This window comes from Rhodococcus sp. 15-2388-1-1a, assembly GCF_002259145.1.
GTDB lineage: Bacteria > Actinomycetota > Actinomycetes > Mycobacteriales > Mycobacteriaceae > Rhodococcoides.
The window spans coordinates 37,919-55,504 of record NZ_NPFP01000020.1 but is presented as its reverse complement, the minus strand read 5'-3'; the positions used below and the strand labels follow the sequence as shown (position 1 = coordinate 55,504).

The window sequence follows — 17,586 nt, the reverse complement described above, 5'->3', positions numbered from 1 at the left end:
CGCAGCGAGACGTGGCCCCAAGGTCCTCGCGCCTCCGACGAAATGCGTGGTCACTGTCCCGACGCGCGCATCCCCCGAAAACAACTGACGTGCCCGAGCAAGCACCCTGTTGATCAGGCGCGCAAAGCGGCCTGCGCCGGCGATATCAGCGCGACACGATCCACGCCTGATGGACCGAAAGGCCAGCTGAGCCCCTGCTGTCGACGAAGCGATCAGGACGATCGCCGTCACGACGGGATCAAGTTCGCCCAGCCCCACGAGAGCACCGACCGCCAGAACCGTGCCAGTACCCGGGAGGAGAAACCCGACGAGCAAGCCGGATTCCACCAAGAGGATTGCGGCAGCCACGAGCAGAACCATCGGAGCACACCAGGAAGCGATTGAGGCTATGACATCGATGAACAGATCCATCAGATCCCCACGTCCAACGGTGACGGCCGCTGCCATCAAATACGAGTATTAACTCGTAGAATACCATTCGTCTGGATTCGCCGCCTGCGATAGCGTGACTACCGAGACAGAACTGCGGGGCTCAGGTGTGGCCCAGCGCAATAAGCGGCTGCTTCAACACCTACTCGCCTCTGAGCGTTGCCGACACCGATTCCCGTCCGCTTCTGCGGTCGAACGCCGCGAAGCAATCGGCGACAGCGTGCGCCCGATCCAGCGCCGAAGGAAATTCCGCGAGCTGCACATTCCACAATTCGCAGCACACCTCCAGCCGCGGAATGTTGGTTGCGGGGATCCCATGGGCACCGGCGGTCAACGCCGCGATATCTGCGGGCAGGTGGTGCCAACGCGACCGGACACCATGCCGGTGAAAGACCTTGCTCAAAAATGCCGCATGGATCTCCGGATCTGCGCCGCCGAGCGTGTTTCCAGCCAACACATCACTGAGCGCCGCGAGCTCCGTTCCAATGGTCAACGCGTCATGCTGCGCCTTTTCCACCAGCCGTCGACGGTGGTATCCGCTGAGCTGCAGGAATGTTGAATCCGCCCGTTCGAGCTGTGCCGATGTCAAAGGCAGCGCGAGATCCCACACCCTCCCGGATGCACCGTCGATCGCGGCGAGCTCGAAGGCCTCGTGAGCCTCGAACGACGGCCCCGTGGTGTGGACGTCAACAACGACGAGCTGCCGGCCCCTCATCCCCGCAACTCCCCCTGCCACACCGAATCGATACACGGCACACCCACGCCGGCAGTATCGACGTCGAATTCGGTCATCACCGCGGCGAACCTGTCCACGACGTGTCCTACGGCGTCCCCGCTTCCGTCGACGTTCACATCTCCACCGCTCTTGTCTCGCATGATCATTCACCCCCACCGATAGGCCAAGGCCCCTGTTGGCTGTCTCTGTCGATGCACACTAGCGTCAGGACCGGACACCACGAACAGCTCGAATTCTCATCCGCAGGCCAACGGGTCTGCCGTTCAAACGGTTGTCAGCCCTAACTACCAGTGACATCGCCCCCCAACACGAGGACCATCAGAAGCGGCCTGGCCGCAACGACCAGCTCAGCGGGTTCGCGGTTGCACCTCAGGTATCTCCACCCGTCGATTTGAGTCAAGGACGACGAGTTACAGCGGGGGCATGTGCCTGCTGCGACGAACACTCGTGGAGGTTCAGATGGGCGAAATAAAATGCCGACCGTTAATCCTGATCAGGGGGTTCGGCGGCGTCGATGTCGCTGATGATCAGCGTAGTGCGTATCAGGGATACAACGACGGCACGGTCTACCCCACCAAGCGTGGTGACAACTACATCTACGAGGGCTTCCTGCTCCGCGCACTGAAAGCGAAGAGGTACCGCTACACAGACGCGACCAACGTTGTGGGCTACTACGCGCAGAATGTCGAAGGACCCGCCGACACGGGCGAATACGACCCCTCTGATGTAGGCGGCAGCGTTGTCATCGATCCGCGCACGGCCGCGCGCGTTCTCAACGAGGCCACTTCCGGGACGATATGGGTGTACCGATTTTACGACCTCTCGCCGCGGACCCTGGCCCGATACGCGGAAGGGCTGGTCCGCCTCATTTCCCTGATCGAACGGTCGTCAGAACAGCACAACCAGACATTCGACGGCGTCGACGTCATCGCCCACAGCATGGGTGGGCTGGTTATGCGGGAGGCCCTGTTGGCGATGGAAGAGAACGCACACCATTCAGCTCAAAGACTGGTGCATCGCGTCGTCACCCTCGGCACACCGCACCGCGGGATTGCCTTTCAACGCGTGCCCCGCTGGTTGCTCGACCTGCTGCCGGGCGCGCGCGACGCAAGCGACGAACTGGCCTCGTTCTCGCCGTCGAGCACGAGGTTCTTGAAGGTCTTGGACGCGTTTCCGATCCAGCGGATCCTGACTGTCGTCGGCACCAACTACCGCACCTACGGCGCGAGCGGAGCTTCGTTGGCAAATCGGCTGTCCACCCTGTTCGACGGAGGTTCGCTAAGTACGAACCGCAGCGATGGGCTCGTCAAACAGTCCGCCGCGCAGCTTCCCGGCGCGCCCCGCACCTTCGTACACAAGTGCCACGGCGGGGTGGACTCACTGGTGACGTGCAGGGAATCCTACGAGATAGCGATGCGGTTCCTGCACGGGTCGCATCGCATCCAGCTCTGGCTCGACGAGGCAAAAGTCGAGCGGGGACAGGACTGTTTCGGAAAAAGTGAGTTCTACTTCGGGGTGACGATCAAACCGCGGTACGTGGACTTCGAGCTGTTTCACCAAAGCCCGGAGGCGGAGAACTGCTACGGCCCGTTCGACCGTCCGGACCTGCTCGGCGGGCCACCCGACCTGGAAGGTGAACTCAGGAATCCCCTGGACGATGCCGGCGATCGCACCACGGGGTGGGCTGGGCCGGATCGGTTGGTCTGGGAAGGCTGGGTCGATCAGGATGACAAACCTGACACGGACGTGCCGGGTCTGGTCTTCCGCCTCGATGTATACGTCGGCGAGAGAGACAGCTACGGCGTCGGGTTCTCCGACAACGTGATCTTCCGAAAGCAGTATTACGTACAGGTGTTCCCTCGCGCTGGTGGACCGGCCGTGTTCGTGCACACCGGTGAACGGTTTCTCGGCAGCAACGACCCGCAATACGAGGCCGAGCTGGGACTTCTCGCCGACAACACGGCCAACGGCGTGCAACAGCTGGCACGGAACGACGCCGGTGACTGGACGTTTGCCGTCGACGGAACCGGATTCGCAGGAGAATTTCGCATCGCAATCAATGCCGAACAATGATCGGACGACCGGCTGTTCGTACTGGTCGTGGCTGTCCGCTCCTAGACCTCAGTCACGATGACTGCAGGCTGACCCCGATCAAGCACGACTGCATCGTCGTCGAAATGGCCCCGCAGCATACTTAGCGGAACCAGCATCGACCTGCCGATAGCACCCGTAGCGTCGGCAGCTATCGCTCAAACTCAGCGAGTCGGAAACCCTGAAACAACATGGGAGTTCGCAGGTACAGTCGAAAGCCGCTGGGCTCGACGAAGGGTATGTGACGTTGACGATCGATGGCACCGTGCCGGACTTCGCAAACCGCATGACTGCGTTGGGATCTGCACGTTTCATCGGGCTACGTCCCAGCCAGAGCCAAGTTCTCAGCGCATATGCCGCAGAACATTTGGCCACTCCGGACCTGGCAATCGAAATGGGCACCGGCGAGGGCAAGACACTAGTTGCTCTGCTGATCGCTGACTACGCGCTTGATCAAGGCCGCACTGTCGCCTATCTGGCCGGAACACGTCAACTCGCCGAGCGGGTTCGAGCGGAAGCGGAGGAGCTCGGGTTGGAGGTGGTCCTTTTCGCGGGCAAGTCCTACGGCGGGACCACGCTCGACGACTACAACCAGGGTCAGGTCGTCGGCGTAATGAACTACTGGGTCTACTTCAACTCCAGCCCAGTCCCCGAGCCCGCCGACCTCGTTATCTTCGACGATGCTCACCTCGCCGAACAACCGTTGAGTTCTATGCAGACCTTTCGCATCCCCGACGAAAGCGGTGCGGCCAGGTCGCTCTATCGGACGATCTGCGGGTTCGTGATCACATACACATCGTCATACCCCGGACTGCACGCCATGCAGGACGGAACAGCCCGGTCTGGTACTCCGCCAGAACTACTGTCCTTCAAGGACTGGAAGACTCTTGAGGAACGTATACGTAACGCCATTGAAGCATCGCCGTACGTCGAGGCCCAAGAAGCCAAATATGTGTGGCCCACCATCCGAGACCACCTCGGGCATTGCGGGGTACTGATCGGGCCTTCCGGGATCGAGATCCGGCCCTATCATCCGCCGACAACCCTCAACAAGTGGTACTCACGTGCCAAGCAGCGTATCTACCTGTCGGCAACGCTCGGAACCATGGACGACCTGCAACGACGAGTAGGCGGCCGACAGATTATGGCCCTGTCAACCGCCGACCCGTTGAATGCGGCATCCACTGGTGAGCGTCTGTTCGTACTCAACCCCAGCCCAGACGAAGCGCTCGGTCCGAACACACTTGCCTGGGCGCTCGAACAGTCGGCCGAAGCGGGCGGCAGAACGGCGTGGCTGTGCTCGAGCCACGCAGAAGCCGACGCCCTACAGACCAAATTGTTGGCGGAAAAGCTCACTGTATTTAGGCTGAAGCCCAGTGACGACTCCGCATTCGACAGTTGGACTCACGCACCCTCTGGCCACCTCATCGCCGCCGGCCGCTACGACGGTCTCGACCTCGCCGGCGACCTGTGCAAGCTCGTCATCATCACATCGGTACCCCAAGCAAGCAGCGAATTCGAGCGCTTCGTCGTCGCTTATCTCGGTGATGCCAGCTTCATGCGACACCGCGTCGGCCAGCGCGTCACGCAAGCACTCGGCCGCGCCAACCGCGAGCCCTCGGACCGATCGATGTACCTGGGCTTGGACCCACTGTTCGCTCGTGTGCTGGCCGACAACCGTCGTTCGACAATCCATCCCCGACGGCACCCAAGACACCATCAAGGGAGCACTGGAAATCTACGACACCGGCTGGGCCGGCACACGGGAAGCCTGTGACAAGTTCTGGACCGCAGCGACGTCGACCGCGTCACCAGCGTCTACGCGGCCTCGCCGGCGACGACCAGGAAAGAAGACAGGCGGCAGCAGCACCGTATCGAGCGCCGACCTCGAAGTGACCGCCGTCGCTGACATGTGGATCAGCGACCACACAGCAGCGGCACAACACGCACGCGAAGCATCGGACAAACTCGCGGCCGCGGACGAAACCGAACACGCCGCGTTCTGGCGGTACGTCGAAGCCCACGCACACTTCACCGGCGGCACCCCCAAAGACTTCGCAGCGGCCCGTAATGCATTGGAGGATGCCACCCACGACGGACCCCGGACCGCATGGTTCCAGAGGCTTCGTCGCACAATCTCGGACCTCGACGGCTTCACCAATCCCGCAGATGACACCGACCAGCTGTTCCTCGCGTGGGATGAGTGGCGTCGAGAGGCCGGTACCCGACTGGCAAAGGAAATATCGGCCGGACGCGCCTTGCTGGCCGGAATGACGAGGCTCAGCGAAATTCCCCAACCGCGCTCACCGAAATTCCCCACTCGTGAGCGGTCTTCACTGTAGTGGTTGGCGGGTTCCGGTGGTGGCTTTACGGAGCTTCTCCGATCTGGCGTTGTGGTCCCGTAACCGGTAGGAATCGCCGTCGAGGTTGAGCACGACCGAGCGATGCAGGAGCCGGTCGAGCATGGCTGCGGCGACCGTGTTGTCACCGAGCACTTCACCCCACGATCCGACACCACGGTTTGTGGTCATCACGATCGATGTCTTCATATACCGTTGCGAGACAACCTGAAACAGCGCCGACGCAGCCTCGCCGGGCAGCGGTAGGTAGCCGAGCTCGTCGATCACCAGCAGCGTCGGGCCGGCATAGAATCGCATCGTCGTAGCCCACCGACCCTCCAGCGCTGCCCGATGGCAGCGGGCAGCGAGATCGGCAGCGGTGGTGAAATACGTCCGATACCCCGCATGCGCAGCAGCCCTCGCGAGCCCGACCGACAGGTGCGTCTTGCCGACCCCGGGCGGGCCGATGAGCAGCACATTCGTCGCCGTCTCCAAGTAGCGGCAGGTCGCGAGTTCGTCGATGAGCTTGCGGTCGATACCGGCTGCGACGTCGTAGTCGAAGTCCTCGAGCGATGCCGGCGTCGGCAGACACGCGAACCGCAACCTGCCGGTCAAACGCCGTGCCTCGGTGGCCTCGACTTCGATCGACAGCAACCGATCCAACGCCGCGGTCATCGACAGCTCCTCCGCAGCTGCTTGGTCGAGGACCGAGGGCAACGCTTCGGCGGCGTCGTGCAGCTTCAGGACCGCCAGATGCCCACGCAGGCGTTGATAGAGACTCGCCGCTTCGGCGGTGTTCGGTGCCGGCACCCGGTCGCCTGTTTTCTTGTCGACCATCAGAGGGTGTTCCTTCCGTGTGCGGCCCGTTCGTAGACCGACAGGTCGTAGATGACCGCGCCGGTGTCAGTGGATTCGGTTGCATGACTCCCGCTTTCGCGCTGACCATCTCCGGAGGGCAGTGCCGATTCGGCCGACGCTCGGAGTTTCTCGGCAGCGGCGAGAGCGTCGGGACCGGGTGGGATCCGTTCTTTCCGGCGGTGCGGGCGGCCGGTGTTCGCACCAGCCATCGCTGCTTGTTCGAGAGCGTAGACATGTCCGTGATCGCGGACCATCGCCCCAGTCCCATCGGCAGCCAACCGGTGCCGGGCAATGGTGATGCCGGATGTGGTGACGATGTCGATGACATCGACGCCCAGAACATGCGTCACTGTCACAGTGGCACAGGCGAGTTCGGGTGGGACCGAATACCGGTTACCGCGATAGGACACCAACGCTTGGCGCGAGACGACCCGGTCGGTGCTCAGGATCGCCGGATACGCAGCCGCCGGCAACGTATGCAACCCCTCGGTGGTGGCGATCGTCCCCACCGACGCCCGTCCATCTTTGGTGGCCCGCAGCCGGGTGTCGCCGCGCAGGCTGCAGAACCGGTCGAGGCTTGCTTGGGCTTGCTCGACGGTCAGATCGTCGGCGACAGTGCGCCACCACCGTTGCGCTGCAGTGTGATTGGACTTCTCCACCGCGCCTTTGCGGTTGCCGCGGCGGGGTGGGCAGATCGCGACGGAGACACCGTAGTGTTTCGCGACGCCGGCGAAGCTGGCCGTGATGCAGCCGGAGTCGGGGTGGCAGACTGTCGCCATCCGATCGAACCGCCACACGCGGCTGACGCCGCCGAGGCCTCGGCAGATGCGGTCGAGCCCGTCGACGACATGGGGTTGGGTCATGTTCGGGGCCAGGATCCCGCGCCATTTGGCCGAGCAGGCCAGCGTTCCGACGAACAGATGTGCCATCGAGCCCCATCCCCAGGAAGCGGGCGGGTTGGGTAGATCGACCCAATCCCATTGTGTCTCTTCACCCGGCGGGTGATCGATCACTGCGTTGGGTCTTTCGGTTGCGGTGAGGCAGGCTTTGCAGATCGGGCGAAGTTTCAGTTCTCGGATCTTGCGGTGCAGCGTTTGATACGACATCGAATATCCGAGGTCTTCGAGCTCGTCGCAGAGGGTGCGGACCCACAGGTGTGGGTCTTCGGACAGGCGTGCGGTGACGTAGGCGAGGAACACCTCGAAGGGGTCCGGGATGCTGCGTTTACGCACTCCGGGTGTGGTGGTCCCGTTGAGGTAGGACCGGATGGTCTTGCGGTCGCGGCCGGTGTGTCTCGCGATGTCGGCGATCTTCCAGCCTCGTTGATGCAGGGCGTGTATTTCCACGTCTTCCTCCCGTGTAAGCATGAGGAGCGGGTCTCCTTCGGGTAGCTGGTGTGTGGTCAGAGACCATCAGCATCCGGGGAGGCCCGCCCTCGTTGGCGGTGCCACACGGGTGGGGAATTTCAGTGAGCGTCAGTGGGGAATTTCGATGAGCGCCGTCAGGAACTCACGACGAGCAATGTGCCGGTCTGCTCGCGCTGGCGCGGTTGGCAGCTACCAGCGGTGAACGACCGCCGGACAAGGAACAAAGCGCCACTGACTGTCGATGGACATGGTCGACCACCAAACGCTCCGAACGCCGTGTGTGGGAAGTCAAGACTGTCCCGTCCGGTACCCCACCTCCGTTGAGCCGCACGGACGTCAATCAGCTGCTCGGTCAGATCCGGGTCGAGAAGACCCGCGCACCCAAAACCCATGTCTACGGCTGCCTGTTGACCCCCGCTACGGAGGTTCAGAAGGACGCGCAAGAAGCCGCACGAGACAGCATCGCCTTGATCAACCACGCGGCCGCGCTGCACCTGTACGACCTACTTGCAGATCGACTACAGCAATACGACGCACTGTGTGGAGACGACAGCGCAGCCTCTCGTGGAGATGCCCGCACCAAGGTAGAAACTCGACTGCCCAGCGGACGCTGGCTCGGCACCCTCCTGAGCCCGACACGCGGGAAGCTGCTCACCGGGGCCGAGCTAGACGACCTCTTCCCGAACTGAACGCCACCCAACCTATCTGCGTTGTCCTCGCCGAGGAGGGGGTGCAGAGCCTCAAGGGTTCAGCGCAGAAGAGACCAGTGGGGCGCACCATACCTAACTGATTTCTCGGTGCACGATCTTCACCACAGCCCCAGAGGCAACTGAGCTCGTGGAGGCACGAGGAACAACCAACAGAACTAAAGCAGTCGACGTCGTCGCCACCGTCGACTGCCAGATGATGCCGCCGACGGACCCGTCGGGCAGCATCGTCCTCGGTAGCGAGAATTTGAAAGATGGCAATGCGGTGCACTATCCCGCATGAATGGGTGGCAGAGATTCTGGTCGGATTGTGGAGCGCAAAGTGGCTGCAGACACCCGGAGTACCGACAGTAATAACCGTCGCGGGTCTTGCCATTGCATACAAATTCTTCACAGACCAGCTCGCCCATGATCGCTGTCTCGACAAACAACAGGCCCACCGCGACAGGAAAGAGCGCGACCGCGACCGCAAGATCGGGTTCGCATCGGCATTCGCGCTGGAGGAGAGGCGCATTGCCTACAACCTCCGAGACCTCGACCACGAGTTCCATAGTGGGCGAAGCGTCGACGACGTCGCCCCGTACATCGCCCGATCGCGTGAACTACCCAACGATGCGCGCCGCGCCGTAGACACTTGGGCCGCCCAGGTAGGAAGAGGCAGTTGGTCTGTCGAAACCCGTGGCGCGATAGCTGTCATCCGCAGCCAAGTGCGAGTGCTCGATCGTCGCAAGGAGGAACTGTCAGACACACGCTCGTCACCCGGCGCTGTCCGCCGACACCGAAGTTTCGTCGTGAACTCGACTACCGCGCGTGCCACAACTTTCCTCGATCGACTGACTGCAAAATTCGACATTTGGGATGGCGAGGAACCCGTACCGCAATTCAAGTTCAAACCACACGAACGACGGCCAGCGCCAGTCGGGCAAACGAATGGCATGAGGCAGCTGATGGATTGGATCAAAGACAGAAGCGACGAGTTTCGGGATGAGCTGTCAGCCCGATTCCAGCATGCCCCTCGGCCCTAGAATGCATGCAAGAAATCTTGCCATTGCATCGGCTGCCCCGACATTGAAGTGCACACGACTAGTAACTTGGGCTTCATCGCCGACCACGAATGGAGCGCTGCCCATAATCGCACTCTCTCGATCCTGCATCCGAACCACGCGCGCCGCACCCACAGTTGTCACGACCACGCAGACCCGTTATACGCTCACTTAGCTGTCTTCCATACATTTTTGCGAGAGGGTTTCTTCACTGTGGCCAAGCTAGAAACGATTCAATTGGTCGACGACATCGACGGATCGGTCATCGACGACTCCGGTGAAACGATCGAGTTCGCGGTCCAGGGCGTCGAGTACGTGATCGACTTGAAAGCAAAGAACGCCAGCGAGTTTCACAGAAAGCTCGACTACTACATCAAGCACGCCGCGCGGGTTGGCGGACGCAAACGTAAACCCTCCCCCGCAACCGCGTCGACGCCTTCGACAGCCGGGACACCGGCCAAGCGTGACCCGGCGCAGACTCGCGCAATTCGGCAGTGGGCGGCGGACAACGGTCACGAGATCGGCGATCGAGGCCGCATCCCCACCGACATCGAAGAGGCGTACAACGCCGCACACTGACAGCCCAGGAAACTCACCTGGCACGTCATCGAACGCCGGATCACCGACGCGCTCCGAACGATGTTGGTCACCGGCTCGACTACCCGAAAGGGCGATTCGGATGTGCGCACGATCGGCTCTGCGATCAGCGGGTGCAGCGGCGATACCCAGTCTGCTGCCGACTGACGTAACAGGCCCAAGGCAAAGACCGCGTCCGGTGTCCGGGCGACCACCCCTGAAGGGCTCACACACATCTCTCGTACGCCGACACCGGTGCCCCACGACAACGTGAGCTGGCCCGGCTCGTCGCCCACTACCGGCCGCGGGTAACCGGCGGAGATCAAGGCTTCCCGGAGTCCCCGCCACCGCTGTTCATACCGCCACTGCACCGGCAGCCGCGATCACGGGCCCCGTCAACCGCAGGACGGTGTCGAGATCGCCGCCGTCACCGAAGCCCCCCGGCCCGGCGGTGGTCGTCACGCCGCACACGATGGCCATGACAGCATCGGCAGTGTCCACCGATATCGTCGGCAGCCTGCCGTTGCTGGTCAGAAGGGCCAGGACCGCGGCCCTGAGAGGGTGGTAGGTCGCGGCCCGTGCGACGTCCTCGTAGTGGAGGTCGGTCCACAACACCGCTGCTGCCCTCAGAGACCAATACCGTTTCGCATGAGTGAAGTAGCCGCCGAGCAAGTCCTGAACATCGGCCACAGTGTCTCCTGTAGACGGGCGATGCGCCCGGAGGAACTCGCATTGTCGAGCAGCCTGGTCGACCACTGCATGAACAACAGCGTCCTTCGATGGGAAGTGGAAGTACATGCCCCCTTTGGTCACCCCTGCAGCCTGTATCAGGTCGTTGACCGTGACGCCGCTTCCCCCACATGCGATGGTTCGAGCCGCACCGGTAATCAACGCGTCACGGGTCCGTTGCGCACGTTTCTGCGGAGGACGCGCGCGATGCTCGGCATTCTCCCGCTCCGAAACCTTCTGATCGGCAACCGTCATGTCACACTCTCTCCGGTCCATCGCCACATAGGACTGCCTTCTACTCCGATTCGCACGCGCGGATCCGACCATCTGTCGGCGACCGAAGCACTACCGTCCCTAGGCGAGGAATTTCGCCATTCCAAAGTCGATCGGCTCCAACAGTCCACGATTATGCCTGCGGAGGTGGACACTTCGAGCACCGGCAAATATTCGGGAGTCGGAACATCTGCTGCCGCGTGAGGCGCAATAGGTACGGAAAAATCTCTCCTTTTTCACCACTCACGTTGCGTCAACCGACCCCAAGTTCTGGATCCGAATACTGTTACGAAATGGATATCAGTGGTGTGGCCTCGATTATCGGAGCTCTCGGTATCGGATCCTTTGCGGGCCAGTACCTGATCGGCAGTCAGCAACGCCGTCAACTGCGTAGCGAGGTTCTCCGGCACTTGGCGAGCACCGAACGCACCCGATGGGCAGGGTCGTCGTCCACTGATCCGTCGTTTCAGCACTTCAAGGACAGTGTCCGCGAGCTTGAGACGGCCGCGATCATTGCACGGGTTCCGCGACGGCCACTGCGTTTGTACATCCAACTGGCCACTGTGGCGCGCCTGACGAGCGACGACGACGTAAAGCAGAAAGACGGTCAGGAAGAAGCCGGGGGAATCAACACTGCGCTGGGGCGATGTGTGCGCTTGTCAGCAGCGCAGCTCAGTCGACTGATGTGGTCGCCGTGGCTCGCCAGAGCAGGCATGAAGCGACGGGTAAACGCGATCGAACGAGAAGCTCAAGGCCTCGACGCTGAGGTCCTCGATGCGGTGGACAGGGCCAAGCAGTTTCACACCTACTACTGAAGCTGCAAAGGGGTTGGTAAACCCGAATTGCAGTTCAGGCGATGCATTTTGCGAACTACCTACGCCGGTAGTCGTGTCCTAGCCTGCAGCGATCGCAGCGACGACGTGAGCTGCGGCGATGGTCTCACTTACTGCAGAACACGCTCGTACCAACGCATCCTGCAATACGACCAGCTCCCGGCGGACACTGCGACCGGCCCCGTAGTGGTCGAAGAGATGCTGGAGGGCGTCAGCGTCGATGACGTCGACCGCGCCGAGATTCGGATTTCCCGCGGCCTGGCGGGCCCGCCTACCGATGATCGACCCCAGCGCGGCTGAATTAGCTAAGGCGGGCAGGGTGATTCGCGTGTTCAGGTATTCGCGAGCCTGTTTGTAGTGGGGGCTGTCGATGTAGTCGTTATGGACGGCGACGACACATGCTGCCGGAAGTCGCTCGGCGATCATCCTCAGAGTCAAGCCGAAGAACATTGCGATCCGCGGCTCCGGATCGACGCCGATACCTGGACGACGTATCCACTGGTCCGTGTCATCGAGCACGAGCGTCGGAATCAAGCCACTGCGCGAAATCAGTTCCAGGACCCTGATGGCCTGATCCACGACATCCTCACCTTGCGATGGTTCGTTCACCACGCTGCCGAGCTCGATCGCGAGATTGCCGGCCAACCATGGGAGACCAACCGAGAATTTGACCGGTCGATGTGGGGAACCTCCACGCATTTCCCGAGCAATCTTCTGGACTGCCCGGTTCTCGTCGAGCTGTTTGGCGATGGTGTTGACCAACAGACGCGGGAATTCAGCCGGATCGGAGACGAGGGAGTCGGTCTGAAATCCCATCCTGATCCTCAGTGCTGCAACGTTTTCGGAGTGAAGAGCGTCCATCACGTACTCGGTGATCGAGGACTTACCCGAGCCACTGGCACCGATCAGAGCCACACGCTCACGCCGCCGAACAGCGTCCATGAAGCGCTGCTCGTAGTCACCACTCACGGGGCCAGTGAGGACGTCGAACGGCACATGGACCTGCCACATACGATCCGGATCCGGCGACGGGTCGAAGGCCTTCGAGTCCCGCAATTGACGCAGTAGGGCGTCACTCATTTCTGGTCCTCCGGATCAGCGTGTTCGGTCCGCAGCCATTCCGCCGGCGGAGTCAACTCGTACACCCGCCGCGGCCGCCCGGGACCTGACGAGACTTCGCTGCTCCGGACCAGCCCCTTCTCGTAAAGTTGCTTGAAGACTTGTACAGCACGAGGACGCGTCCACCCCAACGCGGCCAGCAAGTCTTCATCCGATGCGCTGACCGGGCCCCGCACCTTCATTTCGGCCGCCAGCATCGACGCTGGGCGACCCAAAGCCCAGAGCGCATTGTCTCTATCGGCGAGGGCCAGGTAGTTGTCCTCGTACGACCCGGGGTCCTGCAGGAATCCCCGCAGAGCACTTACCAGATCTCGGGGGTTTCGCCCTACCGCATCAGCGAGGGTGCTGGCTTGCGGTTCCATGTCGATTCCCGCGCGGCGAGTGATCAACTTGATGCTTTCCGTTCTCGAGAGCGGGGGTACGTCGACGATCTTCTCGAAGAATGCATCTGCAGGCGGAGTCAGGAGACCTTGACGGTCACTTTCACGCACCGACACCGCCCACAGGTATCCCGTCGCCCACACCTCATCGCGGTACCGCCCGAACAGTGCGTGCCCGGCCGATGCGGTGACGTCGTCGACGATGATCACCGGATACAGCCGCGTCCCAAGCGGAGCAGTGCCGTCGTCGCTTTCTGCTGCCCACCTCCGAAGCGTGGCGTCGATGAACTGCAGGCGAAAGTCACTCAATCGCCGCAGCAAGACGTCGGGCCCGTCACTGTCGACTGCCGGTTCGCCGGTGACCTGTTCTACGACGCGGGCGAGCACGTCACGGCCGTCCGAGATCCCCTCGACCCGAACGAAGCTCATCGGGAAGTCGCCTTCGCGGCGGGCACCGGTGAACGGCTCTCGGCTGTCGAGCTGCAGCTGTCTAAGCAGCGACGTTCGGCCTGTGCCGCGGTCCCCCGTCACCAGAACGTTGAGCTCAGCGTTCAATCCGTCCCATATCGCGGCGAGTTCGTCTCGCCGGCCGACGAACAGTTCGGCGTCGACGGAATTGTCGAGCAGAGGACGTGCGCTGATCTTCATGAGACTTACAGTACTTACTGTAAGTTTCGTTAGCAATACCTTGCGGGCGGTTGACCACGATCGCTACAACAGATCTGGTACGTCCAAGATCGCGACACCAGTTTCTTCACGCCACCGCTCCAGCAGGTCCGCTCGCTCAGACAGGGTGACCGTGGCCTGGACGGTATGACGATGCTCCTCGCCTGCCACCCCCGCTTGCCCGAACAGTGCAATGCACCGCCGGGCATGTTCGAGGTCGTGGCGGGCCCAGTACCGCAGACCCTCGAACCCGGCCTCCCGTAACGCGGCCGCCCACCGCTGCGTCAGCGGATAGTCGGCGGTAGTAAAGATTTCTGCCGTGACTCCGAGCGCGACACCGGTGTTCGCAGTCAGATCAGCGAGCCTGATATCAGCATCCAACGTGATCGTCGACGCTGCACGCGCATCGACCTCGTATCTCGGCACGACCTGTTGGCCACCGAAAATCTCCAGGAGAGTGACCACTTCGTCTTCGGCCAGGTAGCAAGTCCCATCAGGGGCTTCGAGGTCGAACCTGCCGCCGCCATTCGATGAGTACCACCACGGTCCCAGACTGGCCTGATGCGATCGAAACAGCTCGGCCCCAGCCGGGTAGACGCACGACGGAAATCGCTCCGCCAATTCACCGACGGGCTTGGGCTCGAACAGATGAACGACGGCGCGTTCAGCGCTCACGCCGCAAGCCGACTGACCGCAGCCCGGGCAGCGCGAGCAGCCGTAGGAACGTCCCCGTCGAGAAGTGCTTGCCGAGGTGTACGGCCGTCGAGCTCTGGCTGTTCGGTAGTCAGCCACGCGACCGCCAACCATCCACGCGGGTCCTGCCCCGCCCACACACGCAGCACCTCTTGGATGCCGAGAATCGGCTTCGCCGGTTGGGCATCGGTGAAGCCTGCGGCGGCGTAGCCGTATTTGCCGTTGCTGCCGGTCAACCGAAGAACGCGGTTCTCTTTCACAGCCTTGCTCAAGGCAGCACGCGTCCAACCCGCAACGTCGAGGGCCTGACTGGGGGTCAAGATTTCCCCTACGTGCTCACTCCACGCGCGACGCGCCTTGAGGCCGTTGACGATGCCGCCGAGGCCCGCTATTGCATACGCCAGATCACGCTCGTCCGGCGCGCCACTGGCCTCGACCAGCCGGTGCGCCATGACCTCGAAATCCTTCTCGACAGTGGACATACCCTGATCATCCCCGGCTGTTCGCGTCATGTCAACCATGTCAACCTGAATACAGGGATGTGATCGTTAGCGTGCGGGAAGTGTCGTACCTGGCCGGTACGGTCGGGACGCGAAACTCCTGCGACGGGGCAGAGAGTCGAGGTGGGTTGGGAGCGTCTAAATGTCACCGGTGAGCAAGAAACGCAAGGGTGCAGGCAAGGGGTCAGGGCGATCGCGTAGCGGTCCGGGAGCCGCTGCATTGCCAGAATGGGCGCAGCGGGCCGGGTACGTCACACCACCGGTAGCGGGGATCCGTCCCCCTGCGAATCCTGGCGTGACTGCACCGGCAGAAGTGCAGATCATCGACCGGCATTGCCAGATTTGGCAGGCCTACACCGAGGGCGGTTTTTCCGGCACCTGCATTGCTGCGGTGCGTTGCCTGATTCCGGCATTGCGTGACTACGGGATCGAGGCTGAGCCGTTGGTCGTGTACGGGCAGGTGGCGTGGTCGGACGAGCAGTGGGTGGAGCTGGGAAGCCGCACACCGAAATGGGAGTCGGACACATGGTGGACAGGACACCTAGTGTTGTGGATTCCGGCAATGGGCCGGATTGTCGATCCGACCGTCTACCAAGCAAACCGGCGCGGAATGCCGACAACGATCACTCGGGCTCTGGTCTTCTCGATCGGTTCACTAGATCTGATGGAGACAGCGGGAGTGAACAAGGATGGTGCCCTGGTGCAGTACGAACGAGTCATCGGCGCGGACATGAGTTGGTTCGATCGCGATCACGCCGATCGCGAGGCGATCGAAGATGCCCTCCGAATTCTGCGAAGCGCAGTATCCGACTCACTCGGCAGCAAGGCGGACCGAAAATCTGGTTGGATGGAGACCGCGACCCACCCACCATTGGTGGAAGCCTTACGCCTACGAGGCTTGATCTCCGCAACATAATCCGGTAGCTACGCAATCTTCTCAGCGGTAGGCATCTGACCGGTGTGAGATCGCGGTGACCTGCACGATGCGCTGCCCGGCGTCGATCAGATAGAGAACCCGGTAGGTGCCTCTGCGGGCGCTGTAGGCGGGCGAAAGCGGCGGGGCCAGGGGCTTCCCGACCCGCTGCGGATTCTCCAGCAATGCTCCGGTGATGAACTCGTACACCGCAGCGGCGACCTTCTCGGGAAGAGTGTGACTGATAGCGCGAGACGCTGATCGAGCAATCACAAGCCGATACGGCGCTTCAGGCTCACTCACGCGCGGGTAGACCGGCCAGCGACCCGCATGACCTCGGCCAACTCCTTCGCATCGAGACTGTCACCCTCAGGCAGCTCCGCCACGCCCCGAAGATGAGATGTCAGCAGTTCCTGATCCGATAGCACTGCAATGGTCTCCTGCAGCGCATCGAAATCGTCGGCAGCGAGCAACACAGCAGCCCGGTGCCCATTACGGGTGATCTCATACCGGGCGTGGGTTTGTTCTGCATCGTCCACAATCTTGGACAGACGCGCACGCGCATCCGCGACCGGCAAAGTAGTCATGTACATAATTAGAGCGCAAATAGTGCGAGGGTGCAATTGCCGTTCGACGCGACACAGCACTAACTGGTGACCAAAACCCGAAGTTCGCCCATCCGACTTCAGTGCGCGCGGTCAGCGGCGTGGGAATTTCACCACCGCTCTCGGACTCGCTGCAGCCGCCCGAACATGCCGTAGGTCCTAAGATGCATCGTCGAACGGCCCGAATGCCGCTTCGTCCCAATGCCGTTCGAGCGCCGCGTTCCATTCGTCGATATCCGACGCGGAGAACAGATGCATGTTGTGTTCGGTGAGCAAGAACCCGGTGTCGCGCCATGCTTGGAAGTAGGCGGGGTTCTCCCCTGCTTCGCGGGCCTTGTCGATCAGGGAGTCCACGTCCGCCAACAAGTTCTCCTCACTGATCTCCTGCGGCGTGTCAGCAGCTGGGTCGAAGAACAATGGATCGTTCGGCCCGAGATCTCGGCCGAACTTGTCCCGAAACGCCTGTCGCTGCTCTTCGAGAGAGTCGTTGAGCTCCGCACCACCCACCATGTCCTTGCTCCACGACAGAGTGCGCCCACCGTCGGCGTTGGTGCGCCGTTGCACGAACGAGGGATCACCGCTGCGCTCGAGCACCAGCGCAGCGTGCTGCTCACGTGAGACCCCTTGCTGTGCAAGTCGCTTTCGACGTTGCTGGACCTTGCGGGCGCGTTTGTCGCCGGCGGAGGTACGTTTCGATGTCATACCTCCACCGTCTCAGAGATTCTCCAG

General features: G+C 62.0%; 20 protein-coding genes and 1 pseudogene. 8 read left to right on the top strand and 13 right to left on the bottom strand.

Going from position 1 to position 17,586, the window contains the following annotated elements:
- Positions 1-571: 571 nt before the first annotated feature.
- Both CH302_RS13090 and CH302_RS30030 read right to left on the bottom strand, forming a co-directional pair.
- The gene (locus CH302_RS13090) at positions 572-1,039 is read right to left on the bottom strand and encodes a hypothetical protein (RefSeq protein WP_139278538.1); all 468 of its coding nucleotides are present in this window, start codon (positions 1,037-1,039) and stop codon (positions 572-574) included.
- Between the two features lie 101 nt (positions 1,040-1,140).
- Positions 1,141-1,305: a hypothetical protein gene (locus tag CH302_RS30030; protein WP_155289035.1), complete on the bottom strand. Its 165-nt coding sequence runs from the start codon at positions 1,303-1,305 to the stop codon at positions 1,141-1,143.
- Positions 1,306-1,828: 523 nt separating this feature from the next.
- On the opposite strand from CH302_RS30030, the gene CH302_RS13085 reads away from it, so the two are divergent.
- From CH302_RS13085 to CH302_RS13075, 3 genes are all read left to right on the top strand, one after another.
- Positions 1,829-3,238 carry an esterase/lipase family protein gene (locus CH302_RS13085; RefSeq protein WP_176460702.1) on the top strand — a complete coding sequence of 470 codons (1,410 nt, stop codon included), beginning with the start codon at positions 1,829-1,831 and terminating at the stop codon, positions 3,236-3,238.
- 259 nt (positions 3,239-3,497) lie between these two features.
- Positions 3,498-5,033, top strand: coding sequence for a DEAD/DEAH box helicase family protein (locus tag CH302_RS13080; RefSeq protein WP_032375839.1), 1,536 nt, complete (start codon positions 3,498-3,500; stop codon positions 5,031-5,033).
- 115 nt (positions 5,034-5,148) lie between these two features.
- Positions 5,149-5,598, top strand: a complete 450-nt coding sequence (locus CH302_RS13075; protein WP_037192299.1) for a hypothetical protein — start codon at positions 5,149-5,151, stop codon at positions 5,596-5,598.
- Here CH302_RS13075 and istB read toward each other — a convergent pair.
- Complete coding sequence (gene istB, locus CH302_RS13070) at positions 5,590-6,432, bottom strand: IS21-like element helper ATPase IstB (protein WP_037192303.1); 843 nt, start codon at positions 6,430-6,432, stop codon at positions 5,590-5,592. The genes CH302_RS13075 and istB overlap by 9 nt on opposite strands.
- Complete coding sequence (locus CH302_RS13065; RefSeq protein WP_032375841.1) at positions 6,432-7,820, bottom strand: Mu transposase domain-containing protein; 1,389 nt, start codon at positions 7,818-7,820, stop codon at positions 6,432-6,434. The genes istB and CH302_RS13065 overlap by 1 nt, the downstream gene beginning before the upstream one ends.
- Positions 7,821-8,140: 320 nt before the next feature.
- Here CH302_RS13065 and CH302_RS13060 point away from each other — a divergent pair, with 320 nt between their 5' ends.
- The 3 genes from CH302_RS13060 to CH302_RS13050 all read left to right on the top strand — a co-directional run bounded on the left by CH302_RS13060 (position 8,141) and on the right by CH302_RS13050 (position 10,149).
- Positions 8,141-8,509 (top strand): hypothetical protein, encoded by a 369-nt coding sequence (locus tag CH302_RS13060; RefSeq protein ID WP_141216643.1) that lies wholly within the window; start codon positions 8,141-8,143, stop codon positions 8,507-8,509.
- A gap of 305 nt (positions 8,510-8,814) precedes the next feature.
- On the top strand, positions 8,815-9,552 hold the full coding sequence (locus CH302_RS13055; protein ID WP_141214994.1) for a hypothetical protein: 738 nt from the start codon (positions 8,815-8,817) through the stop codon (positions 9,550-9,552).
- A gap of 231 nt (positions 9,553-9,783) precedes the next feature.
- Positions 9,784-10,149 (top strand): histone-like nucleoid-structuring protein Lsr2, encoded by a 366-nt coding sequence (locus CH302_RS13050; RefSeq protein ID WP_032375843.1) that lies wholly within the window; start codon positions 9,784-9,786, stop codon positions 10,147-10,149.
- A 351-nt stretch (positions 10,150-10,500) separates the two neighbouring features.
- Here CH302_RS13050 and CH302_RS30605 read toward each other — a convergent pair whose 3' ends face one another.
- Positions 10,501-10,836 carry a hypothetical protein gene (locus tag CH302_RS30605; RefSeq protein WP_230596322.1) on the bottom strand — a complete coding sequence of 112 codons (336 nt, stop codon included), beginning with the start codon at positions 10,834-10,836 and terminating at the stop codon, positions 10,501-10,503.
- A 75-nt stretch (positions 10,837-10,911) separates the two neighbouring features.
- Positions 10,912-11,130, bottom strand: a pseudogene (locus CH302_RS30870) (TetR family transcriptional regulator); the annotation flags it as partial.
- A gap of 311 nt (positions 11,131-11,441) precedes the next feature.
- Between CH302_RS30870 and CH302_RS13040 the strand changes: the two are divergent.
- Entirely contained in the window at positions 11,442-11,963 is a 522-nt protein-coding gene (locus CH302_RS13040) for a hypothetical protein (protein WP_015586102.1), read from the top strand.
- Between the two features lie 78 nt (positions 11,964-12,041).
- Here the strand turns inward: CH302_RS13040 and CH302_RS13035 are convergent, their stop codons facing one another.
- The 4 genes from CH302_RS13035 to CH302_RS13020 form a co-directional block, all read right to left on the bottom strand.
- Complete coding sequence (locus tag CH302_RS13035; RefSeq protein WP_032364995.1) at positions 12,042-13,061, bottom strand: ATP-binding protein; 1,020 nt, start codon at positions 13,059-13,061, stop codon at positions 12,042-12,044.
- Entirely contained in the window at positions 13,058-14,128 is a 1,071-nt protein-coding gene (locus CH302_RS13030) for an ATPase AAA (protein ID WP_015586100.1), read from the bottom strand. The genes CH302_RS13035 and CH302_RS13030 overlap by 4 nt, the downstream gene beginning before the upstream one ends.
- Before the next feature lie 63 nt (positions 14,129-14,191).
- On the bottom strand, positions 14,192-14,821 hold the full coding sequence (locus CH302_RS13025; protein ID WP_015586099.1) for an RES family NAD+ phosphorylase: 630 nt from the start codon (positions 14,819-14,821) through the stop codon (positions 14,192-14,194).
- On the bottom strand, positions 14,818-15,321 hold the full coding sequence (locus CH302_RS13020; protein WP_015586098.1) for a hypothetical protein: 504 nt from the start codon (positions 15,319-15,321) through the stop codon (positions 14,818-14,820). The genes CH302_RS13025 and CH302_RS13020 overlap by 4 nt, the downstream gene beginning before the upstream one ends.
- Positions 15,322-15,634: 313 nt before the next feature.
- Between CH302_RS13020 and CH302_RS13015 the strand changes: the two genes are divergently transcribed.
- Positions 15,635-16,255, top strand: a complete 621-nt coding sequence (locus CH302_RS13015) for a hypothetical protein (RefSeq protein WP_032364994.1) — start codon at positions 15,635-15,637, stop codon at positions 16,253-16,255.
- 21 nt (positions 16,256-16,276) lie between these two features.
- Here the strand turns inward: CH302_RS13015 and CH302_RS13010 are convergent, their stop codons facing one another.
- From CH302_RS13010 to CH302_RS13000, 3 genes are all read right to left on the bottom strand, one after another.
- Positions 16,277-16,525: a type II toxin-antitoxin system RelE family toxin gene (locus CH302_RS13010; protein WP_371828030.1), complete on the bottom strand. Its 249-nt coding sequence runs from the start codon at positions 16,523-16,525 to the stop codon at positions 16,277-16,279.
- Between the two features lie 26 nt (positions 16,526-16,551).
- The gene (locus CH302_RS13005) at positions 16,552-16,839 is read right to left on the bottom strand and encodes a type II toxin-antitoxin system Phd/YefM family antitoxin (protein ID WP_230591632.1); all 288 of its coding nucleotides are present in this window, start codon (positions 16,837-16,839) and stop codon (positions 16,552-16,554) included.
- A 177-nt stretch (positions 16,840-17,016) separates the two neighbouring features.
- Positions 17,017-17,559 (bottom strand): hypothetical protein, encoded by a 543-nt coding sequence (locus CH302_RS13000; RefSeq protein ID WP_015586094.1) that lies wholly within the window; start codon positions 17,557-17,559, stop codon positions 17,017-17,019.
- Positions 17,560-17,586 lie beyond the last annotated feature (27 nt).